At 71.5% G+C, this 24216-nt stretch carries 21 protein-coding genes and 2 pseudogenes; 12 read left to right on the forward strand and 11 right to left on the reverse strand.

Annotated elements, in window-relative coordinates:
* Positions 1–55: 55 nt before the first annotated feature.
* Genes QP939_RS29585 through QP939_RS29595 form a run of 3 tightly spaced genes read right to left on the reverse strand, consistent with a single transcriptional unit; the run spans position 56 to position 1915 of the window.
* Positions 56–493: a MarR family winged helix-turn-helix transcriptional regulator gene (locus QP939_RS29585; RefSeq protein WP_285449468.1), complete on the reverse strand. Its 438-nt coding sequence runs from the start codon at positions 491–493 to the stop codon at positions 56–58.
* Positions 494–540: 47 nt separating this feature from the next.
* Entirely contained in the window at positions 541–1563 is a 1023-nt protein-coding gene (locus QP939_RS29590; protein ID WP_285449469.1) for a hypothetical protein, read from the reverse strand.
* 52 nt (positions 1564–1615) lie between these two features.
* Positions 1616–1915: a hypothetical protein gene (locus QP939_RS29595; RefSeq protein ID WP_285449470.1), complete on the reverse strand. Its 300-nt coding sequence runs from the start codon at positions 1913–1915 to the stop codon at positions 1616–1618.
* 50 nt (positions 1916–1965) lie between these two features.
* On the opposite strand from QP939_RS29595, the gene QP939_RS29600 reads away from it, so the two are divergent.
* Complete coding sequence (locus tag QP939_RS29600; RefSeq protein ID WP_285449471.1) at positions 1966–4587, forward strand: valine--tRNA ligase; 2622 nt, start codon at positions 1966–1968, stop codon at positions 4585–4587.
* Between the two features lie 38 nt (positions 4588–4625).
* On the opposite strand, the gene QP939_RS29605 is transcribed toward QP939_RS29600, so the two are convergent.
* Positions 4626–5528, reverse strand: coding sequence for a LysR family transcriptional regulator (locus QP939_RS29605; RefSeq protein WP_285449472.1), 903 nt, complete (start codon positions 5526–5528; stop codon positions 4626–4628).
* A gap of 92 nt (positions 5529–5620) precedes the next feature.
* Between QP939_RS29605 and QP939_RS29610 the strand changes: the two genes are divergently transcribed.
* The gene (locus QP939_RS29610; protein ID WP_285449473.1) at positions 5621–6382 is read left to right on the forward strand and encodes an alpha/beta fold hydrolase; all 762 of its coding nucleotides are present in this window, start codon (positions 5621–5623) and stop codon (positions 6380–6382) included.
* The gene (locus QP939_RS29615; RefSeq protein WP_285449474.1) at positions 6379–7170 is read left to right on the forward strand and encodes an alpha/beta fold hydrolase; all 792 of its coding nucleotides are present in this window, start codon (positions 6379–6381) and stop codon (positions 7168–7170) included. Before QP939_RS29610 ends, QP939_RS29615 begins: the two co-directional genes overlap by 4 nt.
* Before the next feature lie 54 nt (positions 7171–7224).
* Here the strand turns inward: QP939_RS29615 and QP939_RS29620 are convergent, their stop codons facing one another.
* Both QP939_RS29620 and QP939_RS29625 read right to left on the reverse strand, forming a co-directional pair.
* The gene (locus QP939_RS29620) at positions 7225–8088 is read right to left on the reverse strand and encodes an SGNH/GDSL hydrolase family protein (RefSeq protein WP_285449475.1); all 864 of its coding nucleotides are present in this window, start codon (positions 8086–8088) and stop codon (positions 7225–7227) included.
* A gap of 69 nt (positions 8089–8157) precedes the next feature.
* Complete coding sequence (locus QP939_RS29625; protein ID WP_285449476.1) at positions 8158–8793, reverse strand: class I SAM-dependent methyltransferase; 636 nt, start codon at positions 8791–8793, stop codon at positions 8158–8160.
* A 73-nt stretch (positions 8794–8866) separates the two neighbouring features.
* Between QP939_RS29625 and folC the strand changes: the two genes are divergently transcribed.
* Together folC and QP939_RS29635 are read left to right on the forward strand one after the other, a co-directional pair.
* Positions 8867–10522 (forward strand): bifunctional tetrahydrofolate synthase/dihydrofolate synthase, encoded by a 1656-nt coding sequence (gene folC, locus QP939_RS29630; RefSeq protein WP_285449477.1) that lies wholly within the window; start codon positions 8867–8869, stop codon positions 10520–10522.
* A gap of 32 nt (positions 10523–10554) precedes the next feature.
* Positions 10555–10914, forward strand: a complete 360-nt coding sequence (locus QP939_RS29635) for a DUF4233 domain-containing protein (protein ID WP_285459875.1) — start codon at positions 10555–10557, stop codon at positions 10912–10914.
* 3 nt (positions 10915–10917) lie between these two features.
* On the opposite strand, the gene QP939_RS29640 is transcribed toward QP939_RS29635, so the two are convergent.
* Positions 10918–11811, reverse strand: coding sequence for an SDR family oxidoreductase (locus QP939_RS29640; RefSeq protein WP_285449478.1), 894 nt, complete (start codon positions 11809–11811; stop codon positions 10918–10920).
* Between the two features lie 90 nt (positions 11812–11901).
* Between QP939_RS29640 and QP939_RS29645 the strand changes: the two genes are divergently transcribed.
* Entirely contained in the window at positions 11902–12471 is a 570-nt protein-coding gene (locus QP939_RS29645; protein WP_285449479.1) for a TetR family transcriptional regulator, read from the forward strand.
* A 21-nt stretch (positions 12472–12492) separates the two neighbouring features.
* Here QP939_RS29645 and QP939_RS29650 read toward each other — a convergent pair whose 3' ends face one another.
* Entirely contained in the window at positions 12493–14850 is a 2358-nt protein-coding gene (locus QP939_RS29650; protein ID WP_285449480.1) for a penicillin acylase family protein, read from the reverse strand.
* Between the two features lie 124 nt (positions 14851–14974).
* Here QP939_RS29650 and QP939_RS29655 point away from each other — a divergent pair.
* Positions 14975–15751 (forward strand): annotated as a pseudogene (locus tag QP939_RS29655) (alkaline phosphatase D family protein); the annotation flags it as partial.
* Between the two features lie 142 nt (positions 15752–15893).
* Here the strand turns inward: QP939_RS29655 and QP939_RS29660 are convergent.
* From QP939_RS29660 to QP939_RS29670, 3 genes are read right to left on the reverse strand one after another with little or no spacing between them, the layout of a single operon-like run.
* A complete protein-coding gene (locus tag QP939_RS29660) occupies positions 15894–16340 on the reverse strand; it encodes a hypothetical protein (protein WP_285449482.1) in 447 nt (148 codons plus the stop codon).
* Between the two features lie 36 nt (positions 16341–16376).
* A complete protein-coding gene (locus tag QP939_RS29665) occupies positions 16377–16655 on the reverse strand; it encodes a hypothetical protein (protein WP_285449483.1) in 279 nt (92 codons plus the stop codon).
* Positions 16656–16700: 45 nt separating this feature from the next.
* Positions 16701–17000, reverse strand: a complete 300-nt coding sequence (locus QP939_RS29670; RefSeq protein ID WP_285449484.1) for a hypothetical protein — start codon at positions 16998–17000, stop codon at positions 16701–16703.
* Between the two features lie 411 nt (positions 17001–17411).
* Between QP939_RS29670 and QP939_RS29675 the strand changes: the two are divergent.
* From QP939_RS29675 to QP939_RS29695, 5 genes and pseudogenes are all read left to right on the forward strand, one after another.
* A pseudogene (locus tag QP939_RS29675) lies at positions 17412–18209 on the forward strand (alkaline phosphatase D family protein); the annotation flags it as partial.
* A gap of 264 nt (positions 18210–18473) precedes the next feature.
* The gene (gene ndk / locus QP939_RS29680; protein WP_285449485.1) at positions 18474–18884 is read left to right on the forward strand and encodes a nucleoside-diphosphate kinase; all 411 of its coding nucleotides are present in this window, start codon (positions 18474–18476) and stop codon (positions 18882–18884) included.
* A gap of 52 nt (positions 18885–18936) precedes the next feature.
* Positions 18937–19653 (forward strand): maleylpyruvate isomerase family mycothiol-dependent enzyme, encoded by a 717-nt coding sequence (locus tag QP939_RS29685; RefSeq protein ID WP_285449486.1) that lies wholly within the window; start codon positions 18937–18939, stop codon positions 19651–19653.
* Positions 19654–19758: 105 nt separating this feature from the next.
* The gene (locus QP939_RS29690) at positions 19759–23058 is read left to right on the forward strand and encodes a phosphodiester glycosidase family protein (protein ID WP_434219584.1); all 3300 of its coding nucleotides are present in this window, start codon (positions 19759–19761) and stop codon (positions 23056–23058) included.
* A 41-nt stretch (positions 23059–23099) separates the two neighbouring features.
* The gene (locus QP939_RS29695) at positions 23100–24044 is read left to right on the forward strand and encodes an ABC transporter ATP-binding protein (RefSeq protein ID WP_285449487.1); all 945 of its coding nucleotides are present in this window, start codon (positions 23100–23102) and stop codon (positions 24042–24044) included.
* Positions 24045–24216: the final 172 nt, after the last annotated feature.

A 24216-nucleotide genomic window follows, 5' to 3' on the forward strand; every position in this document is an offset into this window, starting at 1 on the left:
GACCAGGCGGGCGCCGAACTTGGCGGGTGCGGTGATGGTGGTCGTGAGAACTCCTTCAGTGCTGGGCGACGCGCTGCAGCAGCGGCAGCGCGCGGGTGACGGTCTCCAGCTCGGCGGGGGTCAGCTCGTCCACCAGCGCCTGCGCGAGCCATTCGTCGCGGTGCTGCTGGATGCCGCGCACGGTGTCCGTGCCGGCGGGGGACAGGCTGAGCACCACGCGGCGCCGGTCGGCCGGGTCGGGGGTGCGGGCGAGGTAGCCGAGCTCGTCGAGGACGCCGAGGGTGGCGGCCATCGACTGCTGCCGGACGTGTTCGGCCGCGGCCAGCTCGCCCTGGGTGGCGGGGCCTTCGCGGTGGAGCCGGTTGAGCACGGCCGACTGCGACGGCGTCAGGATCCCCGCGTTGTCGACCTGGCGCAGCCGGCGGTGCAGCTGCGCGACGACCCCGCGGATCCAGCCGGCGCTCTCGGCGACGTGTGCAGGTACTTCACCCATGCACACAGGTTAAACTGTACAGCCCAGACTGTGCATCTGGTTGTGACTCACTTCGCGGTGCAGGTGTCTTCCGTCGGCATCGGCCGGTTCGGGTCGTAGGCCCCGGCGACGTCGCCGCCGTCGCCGGGCACGCCGGTGGCGTCCGGGTTGCTGTAGGACGGGGCGAGGAAGCCCTGGTCGAGCGCGGCGCAGCCGATGGAGTCGTAGAAGCTGCCCCCGCCGCCGTCGGCCCACAGGCCGCGGCTGCTCGCCGCGAAGCTCTTGCCTTGGCGCACGAGGTAGCTCTCGTCCGAGCGCACGAAGCTCACGATCTCCGACGGCCCGCGCAGGCCTTCGGGGTGCGGGTGGTCGAAGGCGTAGGCGACGACGTACTTGACGTCGACGGCCAGCTCCCCGGGCTCCTTACCGGGGTGCGCGGTGATCGTGCCGAACGTGCGCGGGCCCTGGTCGAGCAGGTGGTAGCCGTCGGCGAGCTCGGTGACGAAGGACGAGAAATTCGGCGCCTTGCCGTCCCCGGCCGGTTTCGCGGCCAGCACGGGGGCGATGTCGGTCTGGGCGTCCTTCGCGAAGAGGGCGAGGAAGGCCGAGGTGTCGTGCCGCTCGAGCACGGCCGGATCGAGCCGGGCGGCGGTGATGACCTGTTTGACCTTGGCGTAGGCGTCCGCGACCTGGGCGGCGGTGAAGGAGCCGATGGCGGCCGGGGCGGGCGCGGTGATCCCGTCGATGCCCTTCGTCCAGACGTCCGCCGGTGTCCGCGCGTAGGCGTGCTTGAGGTCGACCGGCGCGTACTGGGCGACCGAAGTGGGGTTCACGGTGGTGGGCACGGGCGTGCCCGATCCGCCGCCTTCGTCCGAAGACCGCTGCCCGAGCGCGATGACCACGGCGGTGGTGACTGCCAGGACGAGCACGAACGCGACGAGCCCCCACTGCCTGCCGCGCCTCGGGCGCTGCTGCTTCCGGAACTTCTTGCGGTCCTTCTTCGCGCCCAGCCAGGCATCGGTCTGGGCGTGCCTGCGCCACTCCGGGTCCATCAGATCCGGGTGCGAGTCGAGCAGGTTTTCCTCGTCCACGTGCGTCCCCCAAGGTCGACACCACCTCATCGGCGGCGGGGGACGAGCGTTACTAGCCGAAGTACACGAAGGGGTCCTCGTTGACGCCGACGCCCTGGATCTGGTGCACGATGATCGCCGCCGCGACGAGACCGGCCACGATCAGCAGGGCCAGCACGCCCGGCCAGCGGCTCTGCCCCGGCTGCTGGTAGCCGCCGGTGCGGCGCTCACGCTTGCGGCGCTTCTTCAGTTCCTTCTTCGCGCCCAGCCAGGCGTCCCGCTCGGCGTACTTCTGCCACTCCGGGTTCATCAGGTCCGGGTGGGTCTCCAGGCGCCGGTCGTCCGGATCCTGCGGCTGCTGAGGCTGTGCCATTGCCTTCCCCCTGGGTGACCCGCCGTGACGGGTTCGTAGACTTGTCCATTGTGACCGAGAACGCTCCGCAGCAGACCACCGACCTTCCGGGTGCCTGGGACCCGGCCGCCGAGGAAGCACCGATGTACGACCGCTGGGTAGCGGCCGGGTACTTCACGGCTGACGCCTCGTCGGGGAAGCCGCCGTTCTCGATCGTACTGCCGCCGCCGAACGTCACCGGCAGCCTGCACATGGGCCACGCCCTCAACCACACCCTGATGGACGCGATGAGCCGCCGCCGTCGCATGCAGGGCTACGAGGTGCTGTGGCTGCCGGGCATGGACCACGCGGGCATCGCGACGCAGAACGTCGTCGAGCGGCAGCTGGCCGGTGAGGGCCTTTCGCGCCACGACCTGGGCCGGGAGAAGTTCGTCGAGCGCGTCTGGGAGTGGAAGGCCGAGTACGGCGGCAAGATCCTCGGCCAGATGAAGCGCCTCGGCGACGGCGTCGACTGGTCGCGCGAGCGCTTCACCATGGACGAGAACCTCTCGAAGGCCGTCCAGACGGTGTTCAAGAACTTCTACGACGAGGGCCTGATCTACCGCGCCGAGCGGATCATCAACTGGTGCCCGCGCTGCCAGACGGCGCTGTCGGACATCGAGGTCGACCACAACGACGACGACGGCGAGCTCGTCTCGATCCGCTACGGCGACGGTGACAACGCCATCGTGGTGGCGACCACCCGCGCGGAGACGATGCTGGGTGACACCGCGGTCGCCGTCCACCCGGACGACGAGCGGTACGCGCACCTGGTCGGCACCGAGGTCGAGCTGCCGCTGACCGGCCGCCGCATCCCGATCGTGGCCGACAAGCACGTCGACCCGGAGTTCGGCACCGGCGCGGTCAAGGTCACCCCGGCGCACGACCCGAACGACTTCGAGATCGGCCGCCGCCACGACCTGCCGATGCTGACGATCATGAACGAGCGCGCGGAGATCACCGCGGCGGGCCCGTTCGAGGGGCTGGACCGGTTCGAGGCGCGCCCGGCGGTCGTCGCCGCCCTGCGCGAGGCCGGCCGGATCGTCGCCGAGAAGCGGCCGTACGTGCACGCGGTCGGGCACTGCTCGCGCTGCGACACGGTCGTCGAGCCGCGGCTGTCGCTGCAGTGGTGGGTCAAGGTCGAGGAGCTGGCCAAGCTGGCGGGCGACGCCGTGCGCGACGGCCGGACCAAGATCCACCCGCCGGAGCTGGGCAAGCGGTACTTCGACTGGGTCGACAACATGCACGACTGGACGATCTCGCGCCAGCTGTGGTGGGGTCACCGCATCCCGGTCTGGTACGGCCCGGACGGCGAGGTCGTGTGCGTCGGCCCGGACGAGCAGCCGCCGTCCGGCGAGGGCTGGACGCAGGACCCGGACGTGCTGGACACGTGGTTCTCTTCGGGCCTGTGGCCGATGTCGACGCTGGGCTGGCCGTCCGCCACGGAAGACCTTGCGAAGTTCTACCCGACGAGCGTTTTGTCGACGGGCTACGACATCCTGTTCTTCTGGGTCGTCCGGATGATGATGTTCGGCGTGCACCAGATGCGGGGCAAGCAGCCCTTCGACCACGTGTACCTGCACGGCCTGATCCGCGACGCGAACGGCAAGAAGATGTCGAAGTCGCGCGGCAACGTGATCGACCCGCTGGAGTGGATGGACGCGTACGGCGCGGACGCCACGCGCTTCACGCTGGCGCGCGGCGCGAACCCGGGCGCGGACATGGCGCTGGCCGACGAGTGGGCGGCGGGCTCCCGCAACTTCTGCACGAAGCTGTGGAACGCGACGAAGTTCGCGATGATGAACGGCGCTTCGGTCGCGGACCCGCTGCCTGACGCCGCTTCGCTGACCGAAGCGGACCGCTGGATCCTGGGCCGCCTGAGTGCGCTGGTGTCCGAAGTGGACGGCCTGTTCGAGGACTTCCAGTTCGCCAAGGTCGCCGGGGCGCTCTACCAGTTCACGTGGAACGAGCTGTGCGACTGGTACCTGGAGCTGGCGAAGGTCCAGCTGTACCAAGGGGACTCCTCGCGGGTTTCGTCGACGCGCGCTGTCCTGGGGCACGTGCTGGACACGGTGCTGAGGCTGCTGCACCCGTTCATCCCGTTCATCACGGAGAAGCTCTGGACGGCGCTGACGGGCGGCGAGTCGCTGGTGGTCGCTGCCTGGCCGGCGCCTTTCGAGGGCTACGCGGATTCTTCGGCGGACGCCCGCATCGCGGACGTCCAGAAACTGGTGACGGAGATCCGCCGCTTCCGCGCCGACCAGGGCCTGAAGCCGGGCCAGAAGGTGGCGGCGCGCCTGGCGGGCTACGTGGGCGGGCACGAAGAGGCGGTCCGGTCGCTGGTGCGCCTGACCGCGCCCACCCCGGAGTTCGCGGCGAGCGCGTCCCTGGAGGTGGCCCTGGCCGACGGCGTGGTGACGGTGGAGCTGGACCTCTCCGGAACGGTCGACGTGGCGGCCGAGCGCAAGCGCCTCCAGAAGGACCTCACGGCCGCGGAGAAGGAGCTGTCGCAGACGGAGGCGAAACTGGGCAACGAGGCGTTCATCGCGAAGGCCCCGGAGCACGTGGTCGCGAAGATCAAGACCCGCAAGGAAACGGCGGTGGCGGACATCGACCGCATCACCGCCCGGCTGGCGGCGCTGCCCGCTTCCTGAGGTCGCCGAGGCGGCACTTTCCCTACGAAAGTGCCGCCTCAGCCCGCCTCGATCGCGCGGGCGGCCTCGATCAGCGCCGCCACCTCCGGAGTCACCCGGCGCTCCGCGGGCGTCGCCAGGAACGTCGGCATCCTCGGTGACGGATCCCGCAACGGCCGGAACACCACCCCCGGTACCGGCAGCAGATTGGCGTGCGCGCGGTAGAACACCGTCCAGTGCGGACGGCCGAACCCCAGTGTCCCCAGCGTGTCCTGAGCCGTGGTGAAGTCCTTGCCCAGCACGGGTTCGAACCCCGCCTCCCGGCACGACGAAACCACCAGCTCGTACAGCGGCCGGTTGCGTTCCGGCGGGCTCAACCGCGCCGGTAGCCCGGCCAGGTCCGCGAACGCGACGACTTCGGCCTCGGCGAGCGGGTGCGAGGCGGGCAAGGCCACCCAGACCTCGTCCGTCCACAAGGGAGTGAAGTCGAGCCCCGAGGCGGGCTGGTCGCCGCGGACGATGGTCGCGTCCAGGGACCCGTCGCGGACGCGTTGGAGGCGCTGCGCCGTCGGTGCGTGGACCAGTTCCAGCTGAGCCTCCGGTGCGAGGCGTGCGAACGCCGCCAGCAGCCCGTCCAGCCGGTCGCCCATGCCCTCGCTCGTCCCCAGCCGCAGCAGGGACCGGGACGTGCAGAACTCCGTCACCGAATCGGCCGCGCGGTCCGCCGCGGCGAGCACCGCGCGGGCGTGCGGCAGGAACCGTTGCCCGGCTTCGGTGAGTGACACGCTCCGCGTGGTCCGGCCGAACAGCTCGACGCCCAGCTCCCGTTCCAGCCGCCGGACCTGCTGGCTCACCGCGGGCTGGACGATGTGCAGCCGCTCGGCCGCCCGCCCGAAGTGCAGCTCCTCGGCGACGGCGAGGAAGTACCGCAGCTGCCGCAGCTCCACGTCCACCTCATTCATCAGCGTTCGTGATGAGTGTAGGAGCGGACCGCTCATTGGCCGCCGGCGCCGCGCGCGGTTGGCTCGGTGACGACCCCGAGAGAGGAAAGACCATGCCCTACCTGCACGTTCGCGGCACCCGGCTGCACTACGAGGACGCCGGCACCGGCCCGGCGCTGCTGTTCCTGCACGGCTGGGGGACCAGCGGCCGCGTGTGGCAGTCGTGCCTGCCGGACCTCGTGCGCGACCACCGCGTCGTCACCCTCGACTGGCGCGGGTGCGGCCGCTCGGACCACCCGGCCGACGGCAACACCATCGACGGCATCACCGCGGACCTCGCGGCGGTGATCGAAGAGCTGGAGATCCACCCGACCGTCGTCGGCTCCTCGATCGGCGGCGTCTTCGCCACCGAGCTGGCGCTGGCCCGCCCCGGGCTGGTCGATCGGGTCGTCGCGGTCGACAGCCCGGGGTACTGGCCGGGCACCGGCATGCGCGAGACCGTGCACGACCTGCGCGAACGGCTCGTCGACGACCGCGTCGGAACCCTCGCGGGCTGGGTGCCGGACTGGTTCGCGCCGGGCGCCGCGCCCGGACTGGTCGACTGGACGGTCCGCCAGCTGCTCGACTCCGGCGTCTACATCGACGAGCTGTTCACCGAGGTCACCACCTACGACCCGCGGCCGCGCCTGCCGGAGCTGAGCGTGCCGATCGTCTACCTGCACGGCGAACAGGACGCTCAGATCCCGCTCGAAGTGGCGCGCAGCTGCGCCGCGGCCACGCCCGGTGCCCGGGTGCACGTCCTCGCGGGCTGCGGGCACGTTCCGCACCAGGAGAACCCGCGGACGTTCACGGCGGCACTGCGGAGTGTCGCGTGAAGGCCGCGCCCGTGACGCTGGCCGGGGGAGAGGCCGCCGTGCACTACGACGTCGACGGCGGCGGGCCCGCGTTGCTGCTCCTGCACGGCACGGCGGCGTCCCGCGAGCAGTGGGCGCCCTTGACCGAGCGGGCGGCCGGGCGGTTCACGGTGCTGACCCCGGACTTCTCCGGTTCGGGCCGCACGACCGACCACGGCGGCCCGATCGACGTCGCCGACCTGGCGGCCGAAGCCCTCGCGGTGCTGGACGACGCCGGTGTCGCGGCCGCCCACGTGGTCGGCCACTCGCTGGGCGGAGTGGTGGCGGCGCACCTGGCCGGCACCCACCCGGACCGGGTGCGCTCGGCGGTGCTGCACGCGGCGTGGCCGGTGACCGACGTCCGCCAGGACGCGGAGTTCCGCTACTGGCTGGAGCTCCTCGAGACGGGGACGTTCGCCCGCATGCTCCCGCTGATGGCGTTCGGCCCGCGCTACTGGGAGCAGGCGACGGCCGAAAGCAACGAACAGGTGGTCAAGGCCCTGACGGAGATGATCCAGCCGGGCGCGGCCCGCCAGATCGAGGCCGACCGCGGTGTGGACCTGCGGCCGGTGCTGGGATCGATCACGGCACCGGTGCTGGTGCTCGGCAGCGCGCACGACCGGGTGGTCACGGCCGAGCAGCAGCGCGAGCTGGTGGCGGCGATTCCGCACGCGCGCCCGGCGACGATCGACGCCGGGCACGGGGCCCCGGCCAGCTTCCCGGACGAGTTCGCCCGGCTGGTGCTGGACTTCGTCGCCGAGCACGCCTGACCGGGGCGAGGGTGGCGCGGCCGACTGCGCCACCCTCGACCCGTGCAGAGCAGCTCAGCGCAACCGGCTGAGCACCACGGCGGCAACCCCGGCCATCCCGGCCTTCAGCGGGTGATAAGCAGCGGCTTCGAAAACGTTCTGATCCTTCCCGTTGATCCAAGCCGACCCACCACGAGCACAAGCGTCATGCCCCCGCGAGGGCCCGAAGGTATCCACGTACTCGGCGTCCCCATCCGCGTCCGCGGCATCGGACAACGTCTGGTTCAGCTTCTCCTCGACGCCGTTCAGCCACGCGTAATCACCATCGGCGAAGGGCAGCACGTCCGGGCAGTAACCCCGGTCCGGGGCGATCCGCGGGTAGCCGATCACCAGGACCCGCGCCTTCGGGGAACGCTCGTGGATCGCCGCGAGCACCGCCTCCACCCGCGGCCCGGTGTTGTCGATCGCCTTCGTGATCGCGTCGCCGAAGTGTTCTTCGCACGGGCTGCCCGTCGGGTCGCTCGCGCGCAGGCCGGGGCACGTCGAGGTGAGGCTGCCGAACACCCCGTAGTCGTTGCCGCCGATGCCGAGCGTCACCAGGTCCGTGTCCACCCGCAGCGCACCCAGCTGCGGTGGGTTCGTGCCGTTGAACGGCACTCCCTGCGGGCGCGTCATGTTCGTCGTGTCCGCGCCGGCGCAGCTGACGTCGGTGAACTTCGCGACGTCCAGCTTGTCCGCCAGCACCGACGGGTAGTTCGCCGTCGAGCGGCCGCAGCCCAGCGGGTCGAGCCGCTGCGTCGGGATGAACGGCCCCGACGTGTACGAGTCGCCGAGGGCGACGTAGTGGTGGAACCGGGCTTCCGCCGAAGCGGCGGCCGCGGTGGTGGTGAGCAGGGTGGCTGCCGAGACGACGGCGGTGAGCAGCCGGGCGATGCGCATGGAGACCCCTCTTGTTCCGGAAACGCTCCTTCCACATCTAGCGAGCACCGGACGGCGAGGGGCCGGACTTCACCCGCCTGTCGGGTCACCTTCGCCGTGCTCACGGTAAGTGATCAGGGTGCGCCAGAACAGCAACGGCCGGACCGTGCTGCCGGGCAGCAGGCGGGCCGACTCGCGCCGCAGCTCGGCGATCGTCGGGAAGCGGAACAGCGTCGGCGCCTGGGGACCGTCGTCGACGCCGCCGTTGAGCCGCTCGCCCGCGTACACGACCAGCCGGGCCAGCGCGTTCGCCGGCACGGCCACCAGCTCGCGCGCCCAGTCCACCGGGCTGCTCGGCCGGGCCGGGGTCAGCACCACGAGCACCCCGCCCGGCACCAGCGCGCGGCGCAGCTTCGCCACCGTCTCGAACGGCATGTGGTGCAGCGACGAGACGCACGAGATGAAGTCGTAGTGCTCGACGGGCAGGGCGTCGGCGGTGACGTCGGCCTGCCGGTAGACGATCTCGCCCGGGCCCGGCGAGCCCAGCCCGGCCGCCGCCTCGACCATCGCCGCCGAGACGTCGACCGCCTCCACCGCCATGCCCGTCGCGGCCAGCCGCCGCGCGAACCGGCCGGTGCCGCACCCGACGTCCAGCGCGATCCCCGGCCCCGGCGGCAGCAGGTCCAGCAGCAGCGGGTGGTAGTGGTCGTTGTGGTTGAACGGCATGCGTCGAGAGTGCCACCAAGCACGCACGTAGACTCGGAACGCAAGTGCGAAACCCCAGGCCGGAGGAGATTCAGTGCCGCAGGATGAGACAGGTCGCAAGCCGGACCTGTCGGATCTGGACAGCTTCGCGGGCGTCGACGAGCTGGGCACGTCGGGCTACGAGGACTCCGACGACCACGACCCGGAGCTGGACGTCCGCGACACCGCGTTCGAGGCGGGCGGCGGCGCGCGCGGCGGGATCGGCGGCGTCGGCCAGCTGGGCGACAACCTCGCCACCGGCCCGGTGCCCGACCTGACCGTGCCCGAGGACGCCGAGCTCCACGAGCTCGACGACCAGGGCGAGCAGGCGGAGTACGGCGACCCGGACGGCCCCGAAGCGCGGCGCGAGCTGCTGGCCGTCGAGGCCGAGCTGAACCAGCGCTGGCCGGAGACGAAGATCGAGCCGTCGCTCACCCGGATCTCGGCGCTGACGCAGCTGCTGGGCGAGCCGAACCGCGGCTACCCGGTGCTGCACGTGGCCGGCACGAACGGCAAGGGCTCCACGGCCCGGATGATCGACGCGCTGCTGACCCGGATGGGCCTGCGCGTCGGCCGCTACACCAGCCCGCACCTGCAGCTGGTCACCGAGCGGATCGCGCTCGACGGCCGCCCGATCTCCGCCGCGCGCTACGCCGAGCTGTGGCACGACATCGCGCCGTACGTGGCGATGGTGGACGGCGCGGCCGCGGACGGCGTCGCGATGAGCAAGTTCGAAATCCTCACCGGCATGGCCTTCGCCGCGTTCGCCGACGCGCCGGTCGAGGCCGCCGTGCTGGAGGCGGGCCTCGGCGGGCTCTGGGACGCCACGAACGTCGCCGACGCCGACGTCGCGGTCCTCACCCCGATCGGCCTCGACCATGTCGAGTACCTGGGGCCGGACGCGGTGAGCGCGGCCCGGGAAAAGGCCGGGATCATCAAGCCCGGCTCGGTCGCGGTCATCGGCGAGCAGGACTCCGAAGTGCTGAAGGTGCTGCTGGAACGCGCGGTCGAGGTCGACGCCGCGGTCGCGCGCGCGGGCAGCGAGTTCGGCGTGCTGGAGCGCGAGGTCGCCGTCGGCGGGCAGCTGCTGAAGCTGCAGGGCCTCGGCGGCGTGTACGACGAGATCTTCCTGCCGCTGCACGGCGCCCACCAGGCCGCGAACGCCGCGCTCGCGCTGGCCGCGGTCGAGGCGTTCTTCGGCGCGGGCAAGGACAAGCAGCTGGTCGTCGAGGCGGTGCGCGAGGCGTTCGCCGAGGTCGAGACGCCGGGACGGCTCGAGCGCGTCCGCGCGGCACCGACCGTGCTGCTCGACGCGGCCCACAACCCGCACGGCGCCCGCGCGCTCGCGGCGACGGTGGCCGAGGAGTTCGCCTTCCGCCGCCTGGTCGCGGTGGTCGGCGTGATGGCGGAGAAGGACGCGCACGGCATCCTCGACGCGCTGGAGCCGGTGGTGTCCGACATCGTCGTGACGCGTAACTCGTCGCCGCGGTCGATGCCGCTGGAGGAGCTCAACCAGCTGGCGATCTCGGTGTTCGGCGAGGACCGCGTGGTCGCCGAGACGGACCTGGAGACGGCGATCGAGACGGCGATCGCGCTCGTGGAGACCAACGACGACCCCGAAGAGCCGCTGTCGGGCGGTGGCGTGCTCGTCACCGGGTCCGTGGTCACCGCGGGCGAGGCGCGCACGCTGTTCGGGAAGGAGCCGGCGTGAGCGAGCGGGAGACGCCCAAGCCGAAGGACCCGATGAAGGGCTTCCGCGGCGTGATGTCGGGAACGCTGATCATGGAGGCGATCACGGTCGCCCTGGCGATCCCGGTGGTGAACAAGCTCGGCGGCGGGATCAGCACGGGCACCGGCTGGACGGTCATCGCGGTGGCCGTCCTGCTGGTCGTGACGTGCGGGTTCGTCAAGCGCCCGTGGGCGGTGCCGCTGATCCTCGGCCTGCAGGTCGTGCTGATCGCGCTGGTGTTCTGGCTGCCCGCGATCGCCGTGCTGGGCGTGATCTTCCTGGCGGTCTGGCTGTGGCTGCTGTGGCTGCGCCGCGACGTCGCCCGCCGCATGGCCGCGGGCACGCTGGCGAGCCAGCAGCAACCCCAGCCCTGACAGTCAGAGGTAGTCGCCCCGCGCGACGTCGTCGAGCAGTCCCGGCTGGGTGGGGGACCAGCCGAGCAGCTCGCGGGTGGCCGCGCTCGAAACCGGCGCGTCGAAGCCGTAGACCACCGCCATGAACGGGCTGGCGAAGTGCCCGGCGGCCGCTTTGGGGCTCAGCGAGACCGTGGGCAGCCCGAGTCCGTCGGCGATCGTCTCGGCGATGCGCCGGAACGGGACGTTCTCGGCCGCGCCGTGCAGCACGCTGCCCGCCGGGGCCTTCTCCAGCGCCAGGCGGAAGAGGACGGCTGCGTCGCACCGGTGCACGGCGGGCCACCGGTTCGCGCCGTCGCCGACGTAAGCCGATCGGCCGGTCTTGCGCGCGGTGCCGACCAGCATGCCGATGAACCCGTGGTCCGCGGGGCCGTGGACGGTGGGCGCGAGCCGGACGACGCTCGCGCGCACGCCCTGGTCGGCGAAGGCGAGGCAGGCCCGTTCACCCGCGATCCGGAACGCGGCGATCCCGGTGTCGTCGGGGGCGTCGTGTTCGGTGCTTTCCCGGCCCGCGGGCATGACCAGCGTGCCGGACGTGCTGACGAACGGCTTGCCCGTGTGCCGAAGCGCCGCACCGAGCGCCTCGATCGCCGTGCGGTCGCGGCGCATCATGTCGTCCGGGTCGGCGAAGTCGCCGCCGAAGGCCATGTGCAGGACGCCGTCGGCGGCTTCGGCGCCGCGGCGCAGGCTGTCGAGGTCTTCCAGGGAGCCGTGGTGCGCGGTGGCGCCCAGCGCCTCCAGCCGGGCGGCGGCCGCGTCCGAACGGGCCAGGCCGGTGACGGTGTGGCCGGCCGAGAGCAGCTCGGTGACCACGGCGGGCCCGGTCAGGCCGGATCCGCCGGTGACGAAGACGTGCATGGGACCCTCTCGCCGAGGTAGTGACAGTGACTGACGCTACGAACGGTACCGCGTAATGTCAGTCGCTGTCACTACGGTTAAGCTGACGAGGTGCCCCGAAGTGGAGAAGAAGCCCGCCGCCGCCTCCAGCAGGCGGCACTGGACCTGTACCGGGAACGCGGGTTCGACCGGACGACGACGGCCGAGATCGCCGCGCGCGCCGGGGTCACCGAGCGCACGTTCTTCCGCCACTTCCCGGACAAGCGCGAAGTGCTGTTCGGCGGCGAAGCCGACCTGCGCGCGGCCCTGACCCAGGCGGTGGCCGACGCCCCCGACGGCCTGCCGCCCCTCGACGTCCTGCTCCGCGCCTTCCGCGGCGCCGCGCGGATCCTGGAGGACAACCGCCCGTTCTCCGAACCGCGGCTGGCGGTCATCGCCGCGACCCCCGCATTGCGCGAGCGGGAACTGGCCAAGCACGCGTCACTGACCGCCGCGCTCGGCGAGGCGTTGCGGCAGCGGGGTGTCGACGCCCGGCGGGCCGACCTGGCCGCCCAGACCGGCTGGGCCACTTTCCAGCACGCCGCCGAGGCCTGGATCGAGGACCCTTCGCGGAGCCTCGACACGCACCTTTCCGAGGCGTTCGCGGACCTGCGCGCGCTGTCGGCGGAGGCGGGCCGCTGAACCCGCCTCCGCCGCGGAAACTCAGCGCAGCACGACAACTCGCAACGCGGGGGAGCGCACGATGTCCGCTTCGCAGAAGCGTTCCTTCACCCATTCACCGCGGCTGTAGAGCTTCGTCTGGTCGCTGAAGTACGGCGACTTCGGGTTCGACGACTGCGAGTACGTGAGCAACGTCGACGAGTCCGGGCACCCGTGGCCGCTGAACCCGACCACCTGGATGTAGCTCGACCCGTGCTCGACCTCGACGTTGCCGCGCGCCGGGTCCCACACCGGCGTCATCACGTTGAGCACGCCGAGGAAGCCCTGCGCGCCGTGGATCGGGATGCGCTCGCCGTTGCGCGTCACGGCCTGGCCGTCCCGCAGCTTCGCGTCCGGAGCGAGCCCGGCCGTGCGCAACTCCACCAGCGCGTCGCCGAACGCCTGCCGGACCCCGGCGCCGCCGACGTTCAGCGTGTTCGGCGTCGTCAGCGGTGCCTGGGGGTCGAACGGCACCGAGAAGCGGTCGACGCCGCCGAGGCGCGCGGCGAACCGTTGGAACAGCAGGGAGCCACGCGTGTCGAGCGTGTACGTGTGATCCCAGCTCGCCAGCGCGTCACACGCCGGGCCGACCGGCACCGGACCCGACGACGACGGCGCCTGCCCGTCCGGGAAGGACGCGCACAGTTTCGCCAAGTCCGCTGCTGTCAGGTCGGCGAGCAGGCTGTGGTCGGCGAAGAGCATCTTCTTCATCGAGTCCGTCGTGAACCCGCCCTTTTCCGCCGTGAGCAGGGCTTCCCGCGTGCGCGGCGAGCGTTCGGTGCCGATGTCGCCGACGATGTGCGGGTACCCCGTGATCGGCGCCTTCGCGTTGGCCAGCCAGGCGCTGTCGTTGGCGTTCAGCTCGTAGTCACGGCGTTGCTGCTGCGGCAACCGCGACGGCGCGAAGATTCCGGGCTCGAGCGCGCCCGCGTCGGACCCCCACCCGCACGACGACTTCGAACCGTCCAAAATGGCCAGTCCGACCGCCGCGAACGTCCCTTGCCCCAACGGTGTGCTGCACGCCTTCGCGTGCTCGTCGGTGACGTGCGGGACGACCTGGATGTCGGCGTAGAGCGCGTTGCCCGCCCGGTCGGTGGCGATCGTGTTGACCCACGGGACGCCCTGGGTGCGGCTCAGCGCGCCGACGACGTCGGCCGTGCTGCGGGCCTGGTCCAGCTCGAACCACGTGTTGAGGCCACGCATGTTCGTCGCGTTGGCGTCGCGCAGCGCGTACGCCGACTTCGCCGTCCACGGCAGCGGGATGCCCTGGAAGTCGTCCATCACCGGCCCGTACCGGGTCGACCAGAACGTCTGCCGGACCGGCCGCACCGAGCCGTCGGCCTGCCGCACCTGGACGGTCACGTCCTGGGAAGTCATCTTTTCGGGCTTGCCGTCGACGAGGTAGGTCGTCGGGTCGCCCGCCCGCAGCGGCACCTCGAAGAGGCCGAACGTGACCGGCGTCGACACCGTGTGCGTCCAGGCCGCGTCGGCGGTGTGCCCGATCTGGACGAACGGCATCCCGAGCAGGCTCGCCCCGGCGACGTCGAACCGGCCGGGGATGGTCAGCTGGCTCTGCCAGAACCGGCGTCCGGCCTGCCACGGGTAGTGCGGGTTGCCGAGCAGGACGCTGCCCCGGCCCGTCGCCGTCGAATCCGCGCCGACGGCGATGCCGTTGCTGCCGAGCCCGCTGCCGCCGAGCGCCTGCGCCACCTTCGCCGACAGCTGGTCGGCCGTGCCCGGCGCCGGCGTCGGACCCGACGGCGGCGCGGCGAACAGGCTTTCGGTGACCACGCCTTGGCCGCCGGTGACCGCGATCGCGTAGTAGTGCCGGTAGAAGTCCTGTTCGGTGATCGGCCGGACCCACTCGGCGCCCCGGCACGCGGGGTCGGTGATCCCGGTCCGGCCGGTGCGCGCGAGGTAGGCGTTGAACCCCTGGACGTACCCGGAGACGATCTCGCGGACCTCGCGCCGCGGCCCCAGCGGCGCGGGCTGGGCGACCAGCCGGTCGACGACGCCGGAGTCTTTGATGCGCTGGAAGAACAGGTCGCTGTGGAGGTTGGACTCGGCTTCGGACAGCGACGGGTAGCCGCCGCCGTCCGGGCCCAGGTACTTCGACCGCTGCGCGCTCACCGTGAGGTAGATGTTCGCGAGCTCGCAGACGTTGTCCGTCGCCGCCGCGAAGCCGTACCCGTAGCCGAGCCCGGCGAAGTCCTTCGCGACGATGTGCGGGATGCCGTGCTCGGTGTACCGGAGCACGGCTTTCGCGCGGCCTTCTTCCCCGGCCGACGCGACCCCCGTGCCGAGGGCGGTCACCGACAGCGCCGCCGTCAGCACCGCCAGGGTCTTCCTGAAGAGTGTCATTCGTACCCCCTTGTCGTGATCGCCACGCTACCCACGGCGAGCACCGCCGGGCATGGGGGAAACCCCCGATGTTCGTTCACCCGCGCGCAAACCGGCGTTGGCCGCGGCGGGATAGGAACGGCGCATGACCGAACCGACCCCCCGCTCCCGCCGCGCCCTGCTCAAGGCCGGGCTGACCGGCGCGTCCGCCGTCGCCGCGGGCCTCGCGCTGCCGTCCACCGCCTTCGCGGCCGTCCCGCTCGTGCGCGCGGACCGGCCGGTGCTGACCCACGGCGTCCAGTCCGGCGACGTCACGCCCGGCTCGGCGATCGTCTGGTCCCGCGCGGACCGCCCGTCGCGGCTGGTCGTGGAGATCGCGCGCGACCCCTCGTTCCGGCACGCGCGCCGGGTGCCCGGCCCACTGGTGGGCCCGAGCAGCGGCGGCACCGGCAGCGTGCGCGTCGCGGCGCTGCAGCCGGGCACCGAGTACCACTACCGCGTCACGGCGGAGTCGCTCGACGGGCGCGCCACGAGCGAGCCGCTGACCGGCCGGTTCGCCACCGCGCCGGTGGGCCGCCGCGACACGCGGATCGTGTGGTCCGGCGACGTCGTCGGCCAGAACTGGGGCATCAACCCGGACCTCGGCGGCATGACGATCTTCTCCGCGATGGCCGCCCGCACCCCGGACCTGTTCCTGCACAGCGGCGACACGGTGTACTCCGACGGGCCGCTGACCGAAACCGTCACCCTCCCCGGCGGCCGCACGTGGCGCAACGTCGTCACGGCGGAGAAGGCGAAGGTGGCCGAGACGCTCGACGAGTTCCGCGGCCAGCACGCGTACAACCGCCTGGACGACAACTTCAAGCGCTTCGCCGCGCAGATGCCCAGCTACGTCCAGTGGGACGACCACCATGACGTCAACCAACAACACGCTACCAGTGCTGCACCATGTCGAAAGCCGGTCGAACGCCGCTGCTTCCGTTGACGCGTCGTAGTAGCTGCCGCCGCCTTCGTGCGATGTGAAGCACTCCAGCGTTATGGCAATACTTGTAGGTGTACGTGACTCAGTCTTCATCCTCGGTGGCGTTCGGCCAGCGCCGCGTACCACCTAGCCGCTGGTAGCGCTGCCGCATGCCTTGACGAGTAAGGCCGCAGGCCGCGCCGAGTGATTCGAAGGTCTCGCCGCGATCGAGCGCGGCTTCGATGAGGCTGATTTCCGTCGCGTCAAGGTCACGTCGTACCTGAGGAACGAGGTTCAGGGCCGCGCTGATGTCCTCGACGCCGACCTCGGTCGACGCGGGAAGACCGCGCGCACGTTGCTCATCGTCGAACTTGGGGTCGTTGTTGGCGCAGACGCTGACGATCTGCGGGAAAACGTGGAGACCGGGGTGGGTCCCCTTCATGTCGGCCGGTAGGTAGCGATCCAGTTGGCGGAGGATGTTCTGCTCGTCCTGCAGGCTGAGGCGGTTCGTCGAGGGTGCCATGCTCGACAACATACCGTTGTCGAGCATGGCGCGCAAACTCGATGCCACTATGGAGTGTGGTACTCAGTCGGTGGTGCCGTCATCGACGTAGAGGGCGCTCCCGCCGTTCTCGGCGATACAGAACCAGCCGGTCCGGTCGGGGTGGGCGTTGTGCCACGCGACCCCGTAGACGGAGCACTCATCGGCCGTCGGGTACCACCCATACCAGACGTACGATTCGACGCTGTTCGTTGATGTGGGTGAAGGGCTGACGTCCGCAGCGAATGCCGACGTCGCGCCGACGCATGCCAGCGCGCCGGTAACCGCTCCGGTTGCCGCAATCTTCGTGATCCGCGAAAGCATAAAAGTATCCCCTCGAAATGATTTGATTCGGTATTGCGATAGCGTCTAGCGGCCGGTTTCGTTCATGTACAGCTTCCAGACGGGAGCCTGATACTGGCACCAAACGCCGGAGAACGCCCATGGCTCGTCGTTCTGGAGCTTGTTGCCAGCGTCGATGCAGGCCGCTTCAGTGGAGTAAGTTCCCCATGGATACCAGTCCTCGACGGAAACCGGCGTCACATGCCCTGCGGGCGACGCGATCGTGATGCTGCTCGCCTGCGACGGCAGTGTTTCGGCGGATGCTGCTCCGATGGTCAAGAACGACCGTGCCGCTACGCCGCCCAAAAGGGCGATGGATTTGCGCATGACAGCTCATCCCTCCTTGCTTGGATGCCGCTTGGGAACGGTGCATCAAGCAAGAAGAAGTGGAGATGTCAGAGGCTACTTCTGTGACACCCCAAATCAGAATCCCCCTGCGCATCAATGCCCTCCCAAACAGTTGATGACGATCATTGACTCTGGTGGATCGGCAGGGTGAGTCGGTGCCGCCGGGAGGGTGAATCACCGAGATGCGAGTTGGCTGGTGAAGAACCACCCGTTGGTCGATGTGGGCGCTTGGCAACTGCTGATGTGAGCTGCTCGCTGGGCTTGCTGGTCGGCGACTCCGGGGGGTGCGACCGGCGGGTCGGATCGCGGGGCCGGCAGTCAGCCGGATCACCGCACGAAGAATTCGGGAGGGGCTCAACTCTGCGCGTTCCGGCCTTTACTCGATAGCTTGACCACGAGGTCTTGAACAATTGGTACCCGGGCAAGATCCTCGACAACCCGGCCTACACCGAGAAGCGCGTCGACGTCCTCGCGCCGCGCGCGTACCAGGCGTTCCACGAGTGGCACCCGATCGACTCGCGCCAGGCCGTCGACGGCCGCGTCTACCGCAGCTTCCGCTACGGCACGCGCGCCGAGATCTTCGTGCTGGACATGCGGACCTACCGCAACGCGAACACCGCGGACCAGACCAAGCCGGGCTACATCCTCGGCGACCGGCAGGCCCGCTGGCTGGCCGACGCGCTCGGCCGCAGCACGGCGACGTGGAAGATCGTCCAGGCGGACATGCCGCTGGGGCTGGTCGTGCCGGACGGCGCCGACATCGAAGCCGTCGCGAACAACCTGCCGGGCGCGCCCGGCGGCCGCGAGACCGAGCTGGCCTGGGTGCTGCGGGAGATCCAGCGCCGCCGCGTCCGCAACGTCGTCTGGCTGACCGCCGACGTCCACTACACGGCCGCACACCACTATTCGCCCGACCGGGCGGCCTTCCAGGACTTCGACCCGTTCTGGGAGTTCGTGTCCGGGCCGCTGAACGCGGGCGCGTTCGGGCCCAACTCCCTGGACCCGACGTTCGGCCCGGAAGCGGTGTTCGTGCACGCCCCACCGGCCGCGAACACCGCCCCGATCGACGGCTTCCAGCACTTCGGCGAGCTGAACATCGACGGCGCGAGCGGCGACCTCACGGTCGACCTGCGCGACGCCACCGGGACGTCGCTGTGGTCGAAGAAGCTGCACCCGCAGGGTCGCTGACGACCAGGATCCGACCCACCCGGCCGATGCGGGCTGAAGGGTCCTTTCCTCGCATCAGATGCGAGGAAAGGACCCTTCAGCGCGTCAGATGCGACGAACGTCCCCTTCAGCTCCATTCCGACCGGCGAATCCGGCCGCTGAACAGGGTCGGCTACGCTCACGCGCACCGATACGCAACCGCAACAGTGACATCCGGGGCTTCGCCCCGAGCCGGGGGCTCCGCCACCCGGACCCCCGAAAAGCAGTAGAAGGAGAAACACCGTCGTGACTGAACGCACGCTGGTCCTGGTCAAGCCCGATGGCGTCGCGCGCGGCCTCGTCGGCGAGGTCATCTCGCGGATCGAGCGCAAGGGCCTCAAGCTCGTCGCCCTCGAGCTGCGCACCGTCCCGCAGGCGCTGGCCGAGGAGCACTACGCCGAGCACAAGGAGCGTTCGTTCTTCGGCGAGCTGCTGGAGTTCATCACGTCGGGCCCGCTGGTCGCGCTCGCCGTCGAGGGCCCCCGCGCGATCGCGGCGTTCCGCCAGCTCGCCGGCGGCACCGACCCGGTCGAGAAGGCCACCCCGGGCACCCTCCGCGGCGACTTCGCGCTGGAGACCCAGTACAACCTGGTCCACGGCTCGGACTCGCCGGAGTCGGCCGAGCGCGAGCTGAAGCTCTGGTTCCCCGACCTGTGATCGTCACCGGGGCCACGCCCGCGCGTGGCCCCGGTCCCCGCTCGGAGGCACCATGACCACGATGCCGTTCCCGGCCCGCGACTACCTCCCCGTGCTGCGGGAGCTGACCGACGGGTTCGCCACGCTCCTGCGCACCGCCGACCCGGCCGCCCGGGTGCCGGACTGCGGGACCTGGACGCTCGCCGACCTCGGCACGCACCTCGGGAACGTGCACCGCTGGGCCGCCTCCGTCGTCACCGCCGGGGAAGTCCAGCCCCAGAACTTCGAAGACGGCCCCGGTGACGCCGGCTGGTACGCCGAGAGCGCTCAGCTGCTCGTCGACGCGCTCGAGAAGGCGACCCCGGAAGACCGGTGCTGGCACTTCGGCGGCACCGAGAAGACCAAGGCGTTCTGGTACCGCCGCCAGGTGCACGAGACGGTCGTGCACCTCGCCGACGCGCACCTCGCCACGGGCCGCGAGTTCACCGTCGACCCGGCGGTCGCCGCCGACGGCGTCGACGAGGTCCTCGGCACCCTCTTGCCGCGCGTCACGCGCTGGCACCCCGTACCCCAGCTGCCCGGCCCGGTTTCGCTGCACGCGACCGACACCGGCGACGTCTGGACCGTCCACCCCGGCGAGCCGCCCGCAATGGGCCCGGCCGCCGACGGCGCGACCGTCGAAGCGCCCGCGCGCGATCTGTTGCTGCGGCTGTGGAAGCGCACCGGCCCGGCCCCGCGCAGCACCGGCGACGCCGCGGCCGCGCTGCTCGAAGCGCCCCTCACGCCTTGATGGTGTTCTAGACCATTCAGGCGGCGTTCACCGGGAAGCCTTCCGTCGGCCGTGCGGCTGCGCTGTGCTGGTCCGGCTCACTCTCACTCGATACTGGGGTACCTGGTGAAGAAGTCCCACATCGTGCTGCCGTTCGCCGCGTTGTTCGCGACGGCGTTCGTCGTTCCCGCCCACGCCGATCCGCTGGCCGCGCCACTCGGCACTCCACCGGTCGAGGCCGCGCCCCCCGCGTCGTCGGCGCACGAAGGCCCGAGTGCCTTCGCCGTCGCCGACCCCGACGACGGGCTCGTCACCGGCAGCGCGACGACCGAGGTCGCGCCCGGGCTCGACCTGACCCAGTTCGACCGGTTCGACCCGGCGGGCTGGATCCGCGGCGACACCTTGACGGTCGACCTGGGCAGCCGCGTCCTCAAGCCGACCTACCTCAGTCCCGGCACGGTTTCCGCGCGCACGCCGCTTTCGCAGCAGATCGCGCGGACGGGCGCGGTCGCCGGGGTGAACGGCGACTTCTTCGACATCAACGCGACCGGCGCGCCGATCGGCGTCGGCATCGACCGCGGGCAGCTGCAGACCGCGCCCGCCGCCGGGCACAACTACACGGCGTCGATCACCGAGGACGGGAAGGCGCGGCTGGCGTCGATCTTCCTCGAAGCGACCGTGACCCTGCCAAGCGGCGCGGTGCGGGCGACCAACTTCAACAGCCCGGTCCTCGGCCCGGACGCGATCGGCGTCTACACGCCGTTGTGGGGCTCTTCCGGCCGTCGCACCTCGGTGGCCGGTGCGTCGCGCGTGGTCGAGGTCGAGCTGCGCGACGGGGTGGTGACCGCGGTGCGCGAGCAGCCCGCCGACGGCCCGATCGCGGCGGGCACGACGGTGCTGCTGGCCCGCGAAGCCGGGGGCGACGCCCTCGCCGCGCTCAAGCCGGGCGACGCGGTCGGCGTCACGTACGCGCCGCGCACCGACGCGGGGAAGATCGCGGTCGCGGTGGGCGGCAACGAAGTCCTGCTCCGCGACGGCGTCGTCCAGCCGGTCGACGACGTCGCCATGCACCCGCGGACCGCGGTCGGATTCTCCGCCGACGGCAAGCGGATGTGGCTGGCCACTGTGGACGGACGGCAGGCCGACAGCCGCGGGATGACCGAGCTGGAGCTGGCGCGGCACATGAAGAGCCTGGGCGCCGACGACGCGATCAACCTCGACGGCGGCGGCTCGTCGACCCTGTTGGCGCGCAACGAGGGCGAAGCCGGGCCCGCCGTCCGGAACTCGCCGTCCGACGGCGGGGAACGCCTGGTGCCCAACGGCATCGGCTTCGCGACCGTGCCGGGCAGCGGCAAGCTCACCGGCTTCGCCCCGGCCCCGGCGGTCGCGACGGACGACGCGACGCGCGTGCTGTCCGGCCTGTCGCGGCACCTGGTCGCCGACGGCCACGACGAAACGGGCGCGGCGGTGGCGGCCGACCCGCACTGGATCTCGTCGGACCCGCGGCGGGCCACGGTCACCCGCGGCGTCGTCACGGGGCACAGCGCGGGCGGCGTCGACGTCGTCGCGAAGTCCGGCCGGGCGACGGGCAAGACGTCGCTGTCGGTGCTGGGCAAGCCGGTCCGGCTCGGTACGAGCACCGAGCAGGTCGCGCTGTCGGGCGCGGGTGCGAAGAGCACGTTCAAGGTCTACGGCTACGACGCCGACGGCTACGGCACCTGGCTGGAGCCCGACGACGTCAAGCTCGACTACGACCACTCGGTCGTGCGGATCGAGCCGTCCGGGGACGGGTACGCGGTGACCGCGTTGACGGCGTCCGGCGCGACGGCGATCACCGCGACGGCGGCGGGCCTGACCACGCACCTGGCCACCTCGGTGGGCACGGTGCCGCAGGTCGCGGCGCCGCTGGACGGCCCGGCGGGCTGGAGCGCGACGGTGTTCCCGGCGGTGGTCGGCGCGGCGCTGTCGGCCGCGCCCGGCCGGGACGGCGGCCAAGGACTGGCCCTGGACTACCGGCTCACCGGCACGACGGCCACGCGCGCGGCCTACGTGACGCCGTCCGCGCCGCTCGCGGTCCCGGCGGGCACGCAGAAGATCGGGTTGTGGGTGAACGGCGACGGCAAGGGCGCCTGGCTGCGGGCCGAGCTGCGGGACGCCGCGAACGTCGCGTCCATTGTGGACCTTTCGCTGAGCGTCGACTGGACGGGCTGGCGGTATGTCACGGCCACGATCCCGGCGGGGTTGCCCGACGGCCAGCGGCTGGCGCGCTTCTACGCCGTCGAGAACGTGCCGGACCAGCAGTACGAGGGACGGCTGGTGTTCGACGACCTGACGTTCGAGGTGGCACCCACGACGACGGTGCCCGCCGACCCGGCCCCGCGCGACCCGGCGCTGGTCACCGACGGCGTTTTGGCAGGCGGCCTGCGCGTCGCGGTCGTCAGCGACGCGCAGTTCACCGCCGACGACCCGGCGGGCCCGCTGGTCGCCCAAGCCCGGCGCGCGCTGCGCGAAGCCGTCGCGGCGAAACCGGACCTGGTGCTGATCAACGGCGACTTCGTCGACCGCGGCACGGCGCCCGACTTCGTCCTGGCCCGCCAGGTGATCACCGAGGAGCTGGACGGCAAGGTGCCCTGGTACTACGTGCCGGGCAACCACGAGGCCGAGGGCGGCAACGGGGTGGCCAACTTCCAGGCCGCGTTCGGCGTGACGCACCAGGTCGTCGACGTCCACGGCATCCGGCTGGTCTTGATGGACTCCTCGCGTGGTTCGCTGCGGGCGGGCGGGTTCGACCAGGTGCGGATGCTGCGTTCGGCGCTCGACTCGGCGGCGTCGGACCGCTCGATCCGCGGGGTGGTCGTGGCGATGCACCACCCGGTGAAGGACCCGAGCCCAACAGGCAACTCCCAGCTCGGCGACCGGAAGGAAGCCACGCTGCTGACCCAGTGGCTGACCGGGTTCGAGCAGAAGTCGGGCAAGCCCGCCGCCTCGGTGGCTTCGCACGCGGGGGTGTTCTCGCTGTCGCGCGTGGACGGCGTGCCGTACCTGGTGAACGGCAACTCGGGCAAGGCACCGGCGGCCGCCCCCGGCGACGGCGGCTTCGTCGGCTGGACGCTGCTGCGCGTCGACCCGGCCGACCGCGCCCAGCCGGTCCGGTTCGAAACGCGGCCGAACGTCGACTCGCTGACGCTGTCCGGACCGTCGGAAATGGCCCGAGGCGAACGCGCGGTCGTCCACGCGTCCGTGCGGCAGGGCACTCGGGACGTGCCGGTGTCGTACCCGGTGAGCGCGGACTGGACGGTGGGCTGGGGAGTCGTCGCGTTCGACCCGGCTTCGGGCGTGCTGACGGCGTTGCGGCCCGGGGTCGCGCGGCTGTCGGTGACGGTCAACGGGGTGACGCGCGCGCTGGTGGTGACCGTGCGGGGCTAAACCGTTCGGTTTTTGTCGGTGGTGGGTCCTATCTTCGAGACGTGGACCAAGTGGAGGAGCGGGAACCGGCACTGGTGCAGGCGAAGGCACTGGTGAAGCGCTTCGGCGAGTTCGAGGCCGTGCGCGGGATCGACGTCGAGGTGCGGCGCGGGGAGGCGTTCGGCTTCCTGGGGCCCAACGGCGCGGGCAAGTCGTCGACGATGCGGATGATCGCGTGCGTGTCACCTCGCACGGACGGTGATCTGCGGGTGCTCGGCCTCGACCCCGAGGTGGCGGGGCCGCGCATCCGCGCGCGCCTGGGCGTGGTGCCGCAACAGGACAACCTGGACGTGGAGCTGACGGTCAGGGAGAACCTGCTGATCTACGGCCGCTACTTCGGGCTGTCCCGCGCGGCGGCCCGCAGCAAGGCGGCGGAGCTGCTGGAGTTCGCCCAGCTGACGGACCGGGCGGAAGACAAGGTGGACCCGCTGTCGGGCGGCATGAAGCGGCGGCTGACGATCGCCCGGTCGCTGGTGAACGACCCGGAGCTGCTGCTGCTCGACGAGCCGACGACGGGCCTGGACCCGCAGGCCCGCCACCTGCTGTGGGACCGGTTGTTCCGGCTGAAGGCCCAGGGGACGACGCTGATCGTCACGACGCATTACATGGACGAGGCGGAGCAGCTGTGCGACCGGCTCGTCGTGATGGACCACGGCCGCATCGCGGCGGAGGGGTCGCCGTCGGAGCTGATCAGGCGGTATTCGACGCGCGAGGTGGTCGAGCTGAGGTTCGCCTCGGGCGAGCAGGTGTCGGCGGCCCAGCAGGTCGAGGGACTGGCGGAGCGGGTGGAGGTGCTGCCGGACCGGGTGCTGCTGTACAGCGACGACGGCGAGGACACGCTGGAGCGAGCGCATTCGCGTGGGGTGCGCCCGCTGTCGAGCCTGGTGCGGCGGAGTTCGCTGGAGGACGTGTTCTTGAGGCTGACCGGCCGGACGTTGGTGGACTGATGGCGAAACTCCAATCGGCGACGCCTGGAACAGCCCGCGCCGGTGCCCCGCATGGCGGCGCCTTCCCAGCCGATGCTGCCGCCTGGCAGCGCGGCCCGGTGCGCGGATCCGACCTCGCCCGCGGCGCGCGATCCCGCGCCGGTGCCCCGCGGCGCGGCCACACCTTCCCAGC

Origin of the sequence: Amycolatopsis nalaikhensis (assembly GCF_030264295.1) — a bacterium.
Taxonomy (GTDB): Bacteria; Actinomycetota; Actinomycetes; order Mycobacteriales; family Pseudonocardiaceae; genus Amycolatopsis; species Amycolatopsis nalaikhensis.

Bases quoted from the DNA above. Each gene is read 5' to 3' on its own strand.
- QP939_RS29585 (WP_285449468.1), bottom strand. From the start codon at position 493: ATGGGTGAAGTACCTGCACACGTCGCCGAGAGCGCCGGCTGGATCCGC.
- QP939_RS29595 (WP_285449470.1), bottom strand. From the start codon at position 1,915: ATGGCACAGCCTCAGCAGCCGCAGGATCCGGACGACCGGCGCCTGGAG.
- QP939_RS29605 (WP_285449472.1), bottom strand. From the start codon at position 5,528: ATGAATGAGGTGGACGTGGAGCTGCGGCAGCTGCGGTACTTCCTCGCC.
- QP939_RS29610 (WP_285449473.1), top strand. From the start codon at position 5,621: ATGCCCTACCTGCACGTTCGCGGCACCCGGCTGCACTACGAGGACGCC.
- QP939_RS29620 (WP_285449475.1), bottom strand. From the start codon at position 8,088: ATGCGCATCGCCCGGCTGCTCACCGCCGTCGTCTCGGCAGCCACCCTG.
- QP939_RS29625 (WP_285449476.1), bottom strand. From the start codon at position 8,793: ATGCCGTTCAACCACAACGACCACTACCACCCGCTGCTGCTGGACCTG.
- QP939_RS29635 (WP_285459875.1), top strand. From the start codon at position 10,555: ATGAAGGGCTTCCGCGGCGTGATGTCGGGAACGCTGATCATGGAGGCG.
- QP939_RS29640 (WP_285449478.1), bottom strand. From the start codon at position 11,811: ATGCACGTCTTCGTCACCGGCGGATCCGGCCTGACCGGGCCCGCCGTG.
- QP939_RS29650 (WP_285449480.1), bottom strand. From the start codon at position 14,850: ATGACACTCTTCAGGAAGACCCTGGCGGTGCTGACGGCGGCGCTGTCG.
- QP939_RS29660 (WP_285449482.1), bottom strand. From the start codon at position 16,340: ATGCTCGACAACGGTATGTTGTCGAGCATGGCACCCTCGACGAACCGC.
- QP939_RS29665 (WP_285449483.1), bottom strand. From the start codon at position 16,655: ATGCTTTCGCGGATCACGAAGATTGCGGCAACCGGAGCGGTTACCGGC.
- QP939_RS29670 (WP_285449484.1), bottom strand. From the start codon at position 17,000: ATGCGCAAATCCATCGCCCTTTTGGGCGGCGTAGCGGCACGGTCGTTC.
- QP939_RS29685 (WP_285449486.1), top strand. From the start codon at position 18,937: ATGACCACGATGCCGTTCCCGGCCCGCGACTACCTCCCCGTGCTGCGG.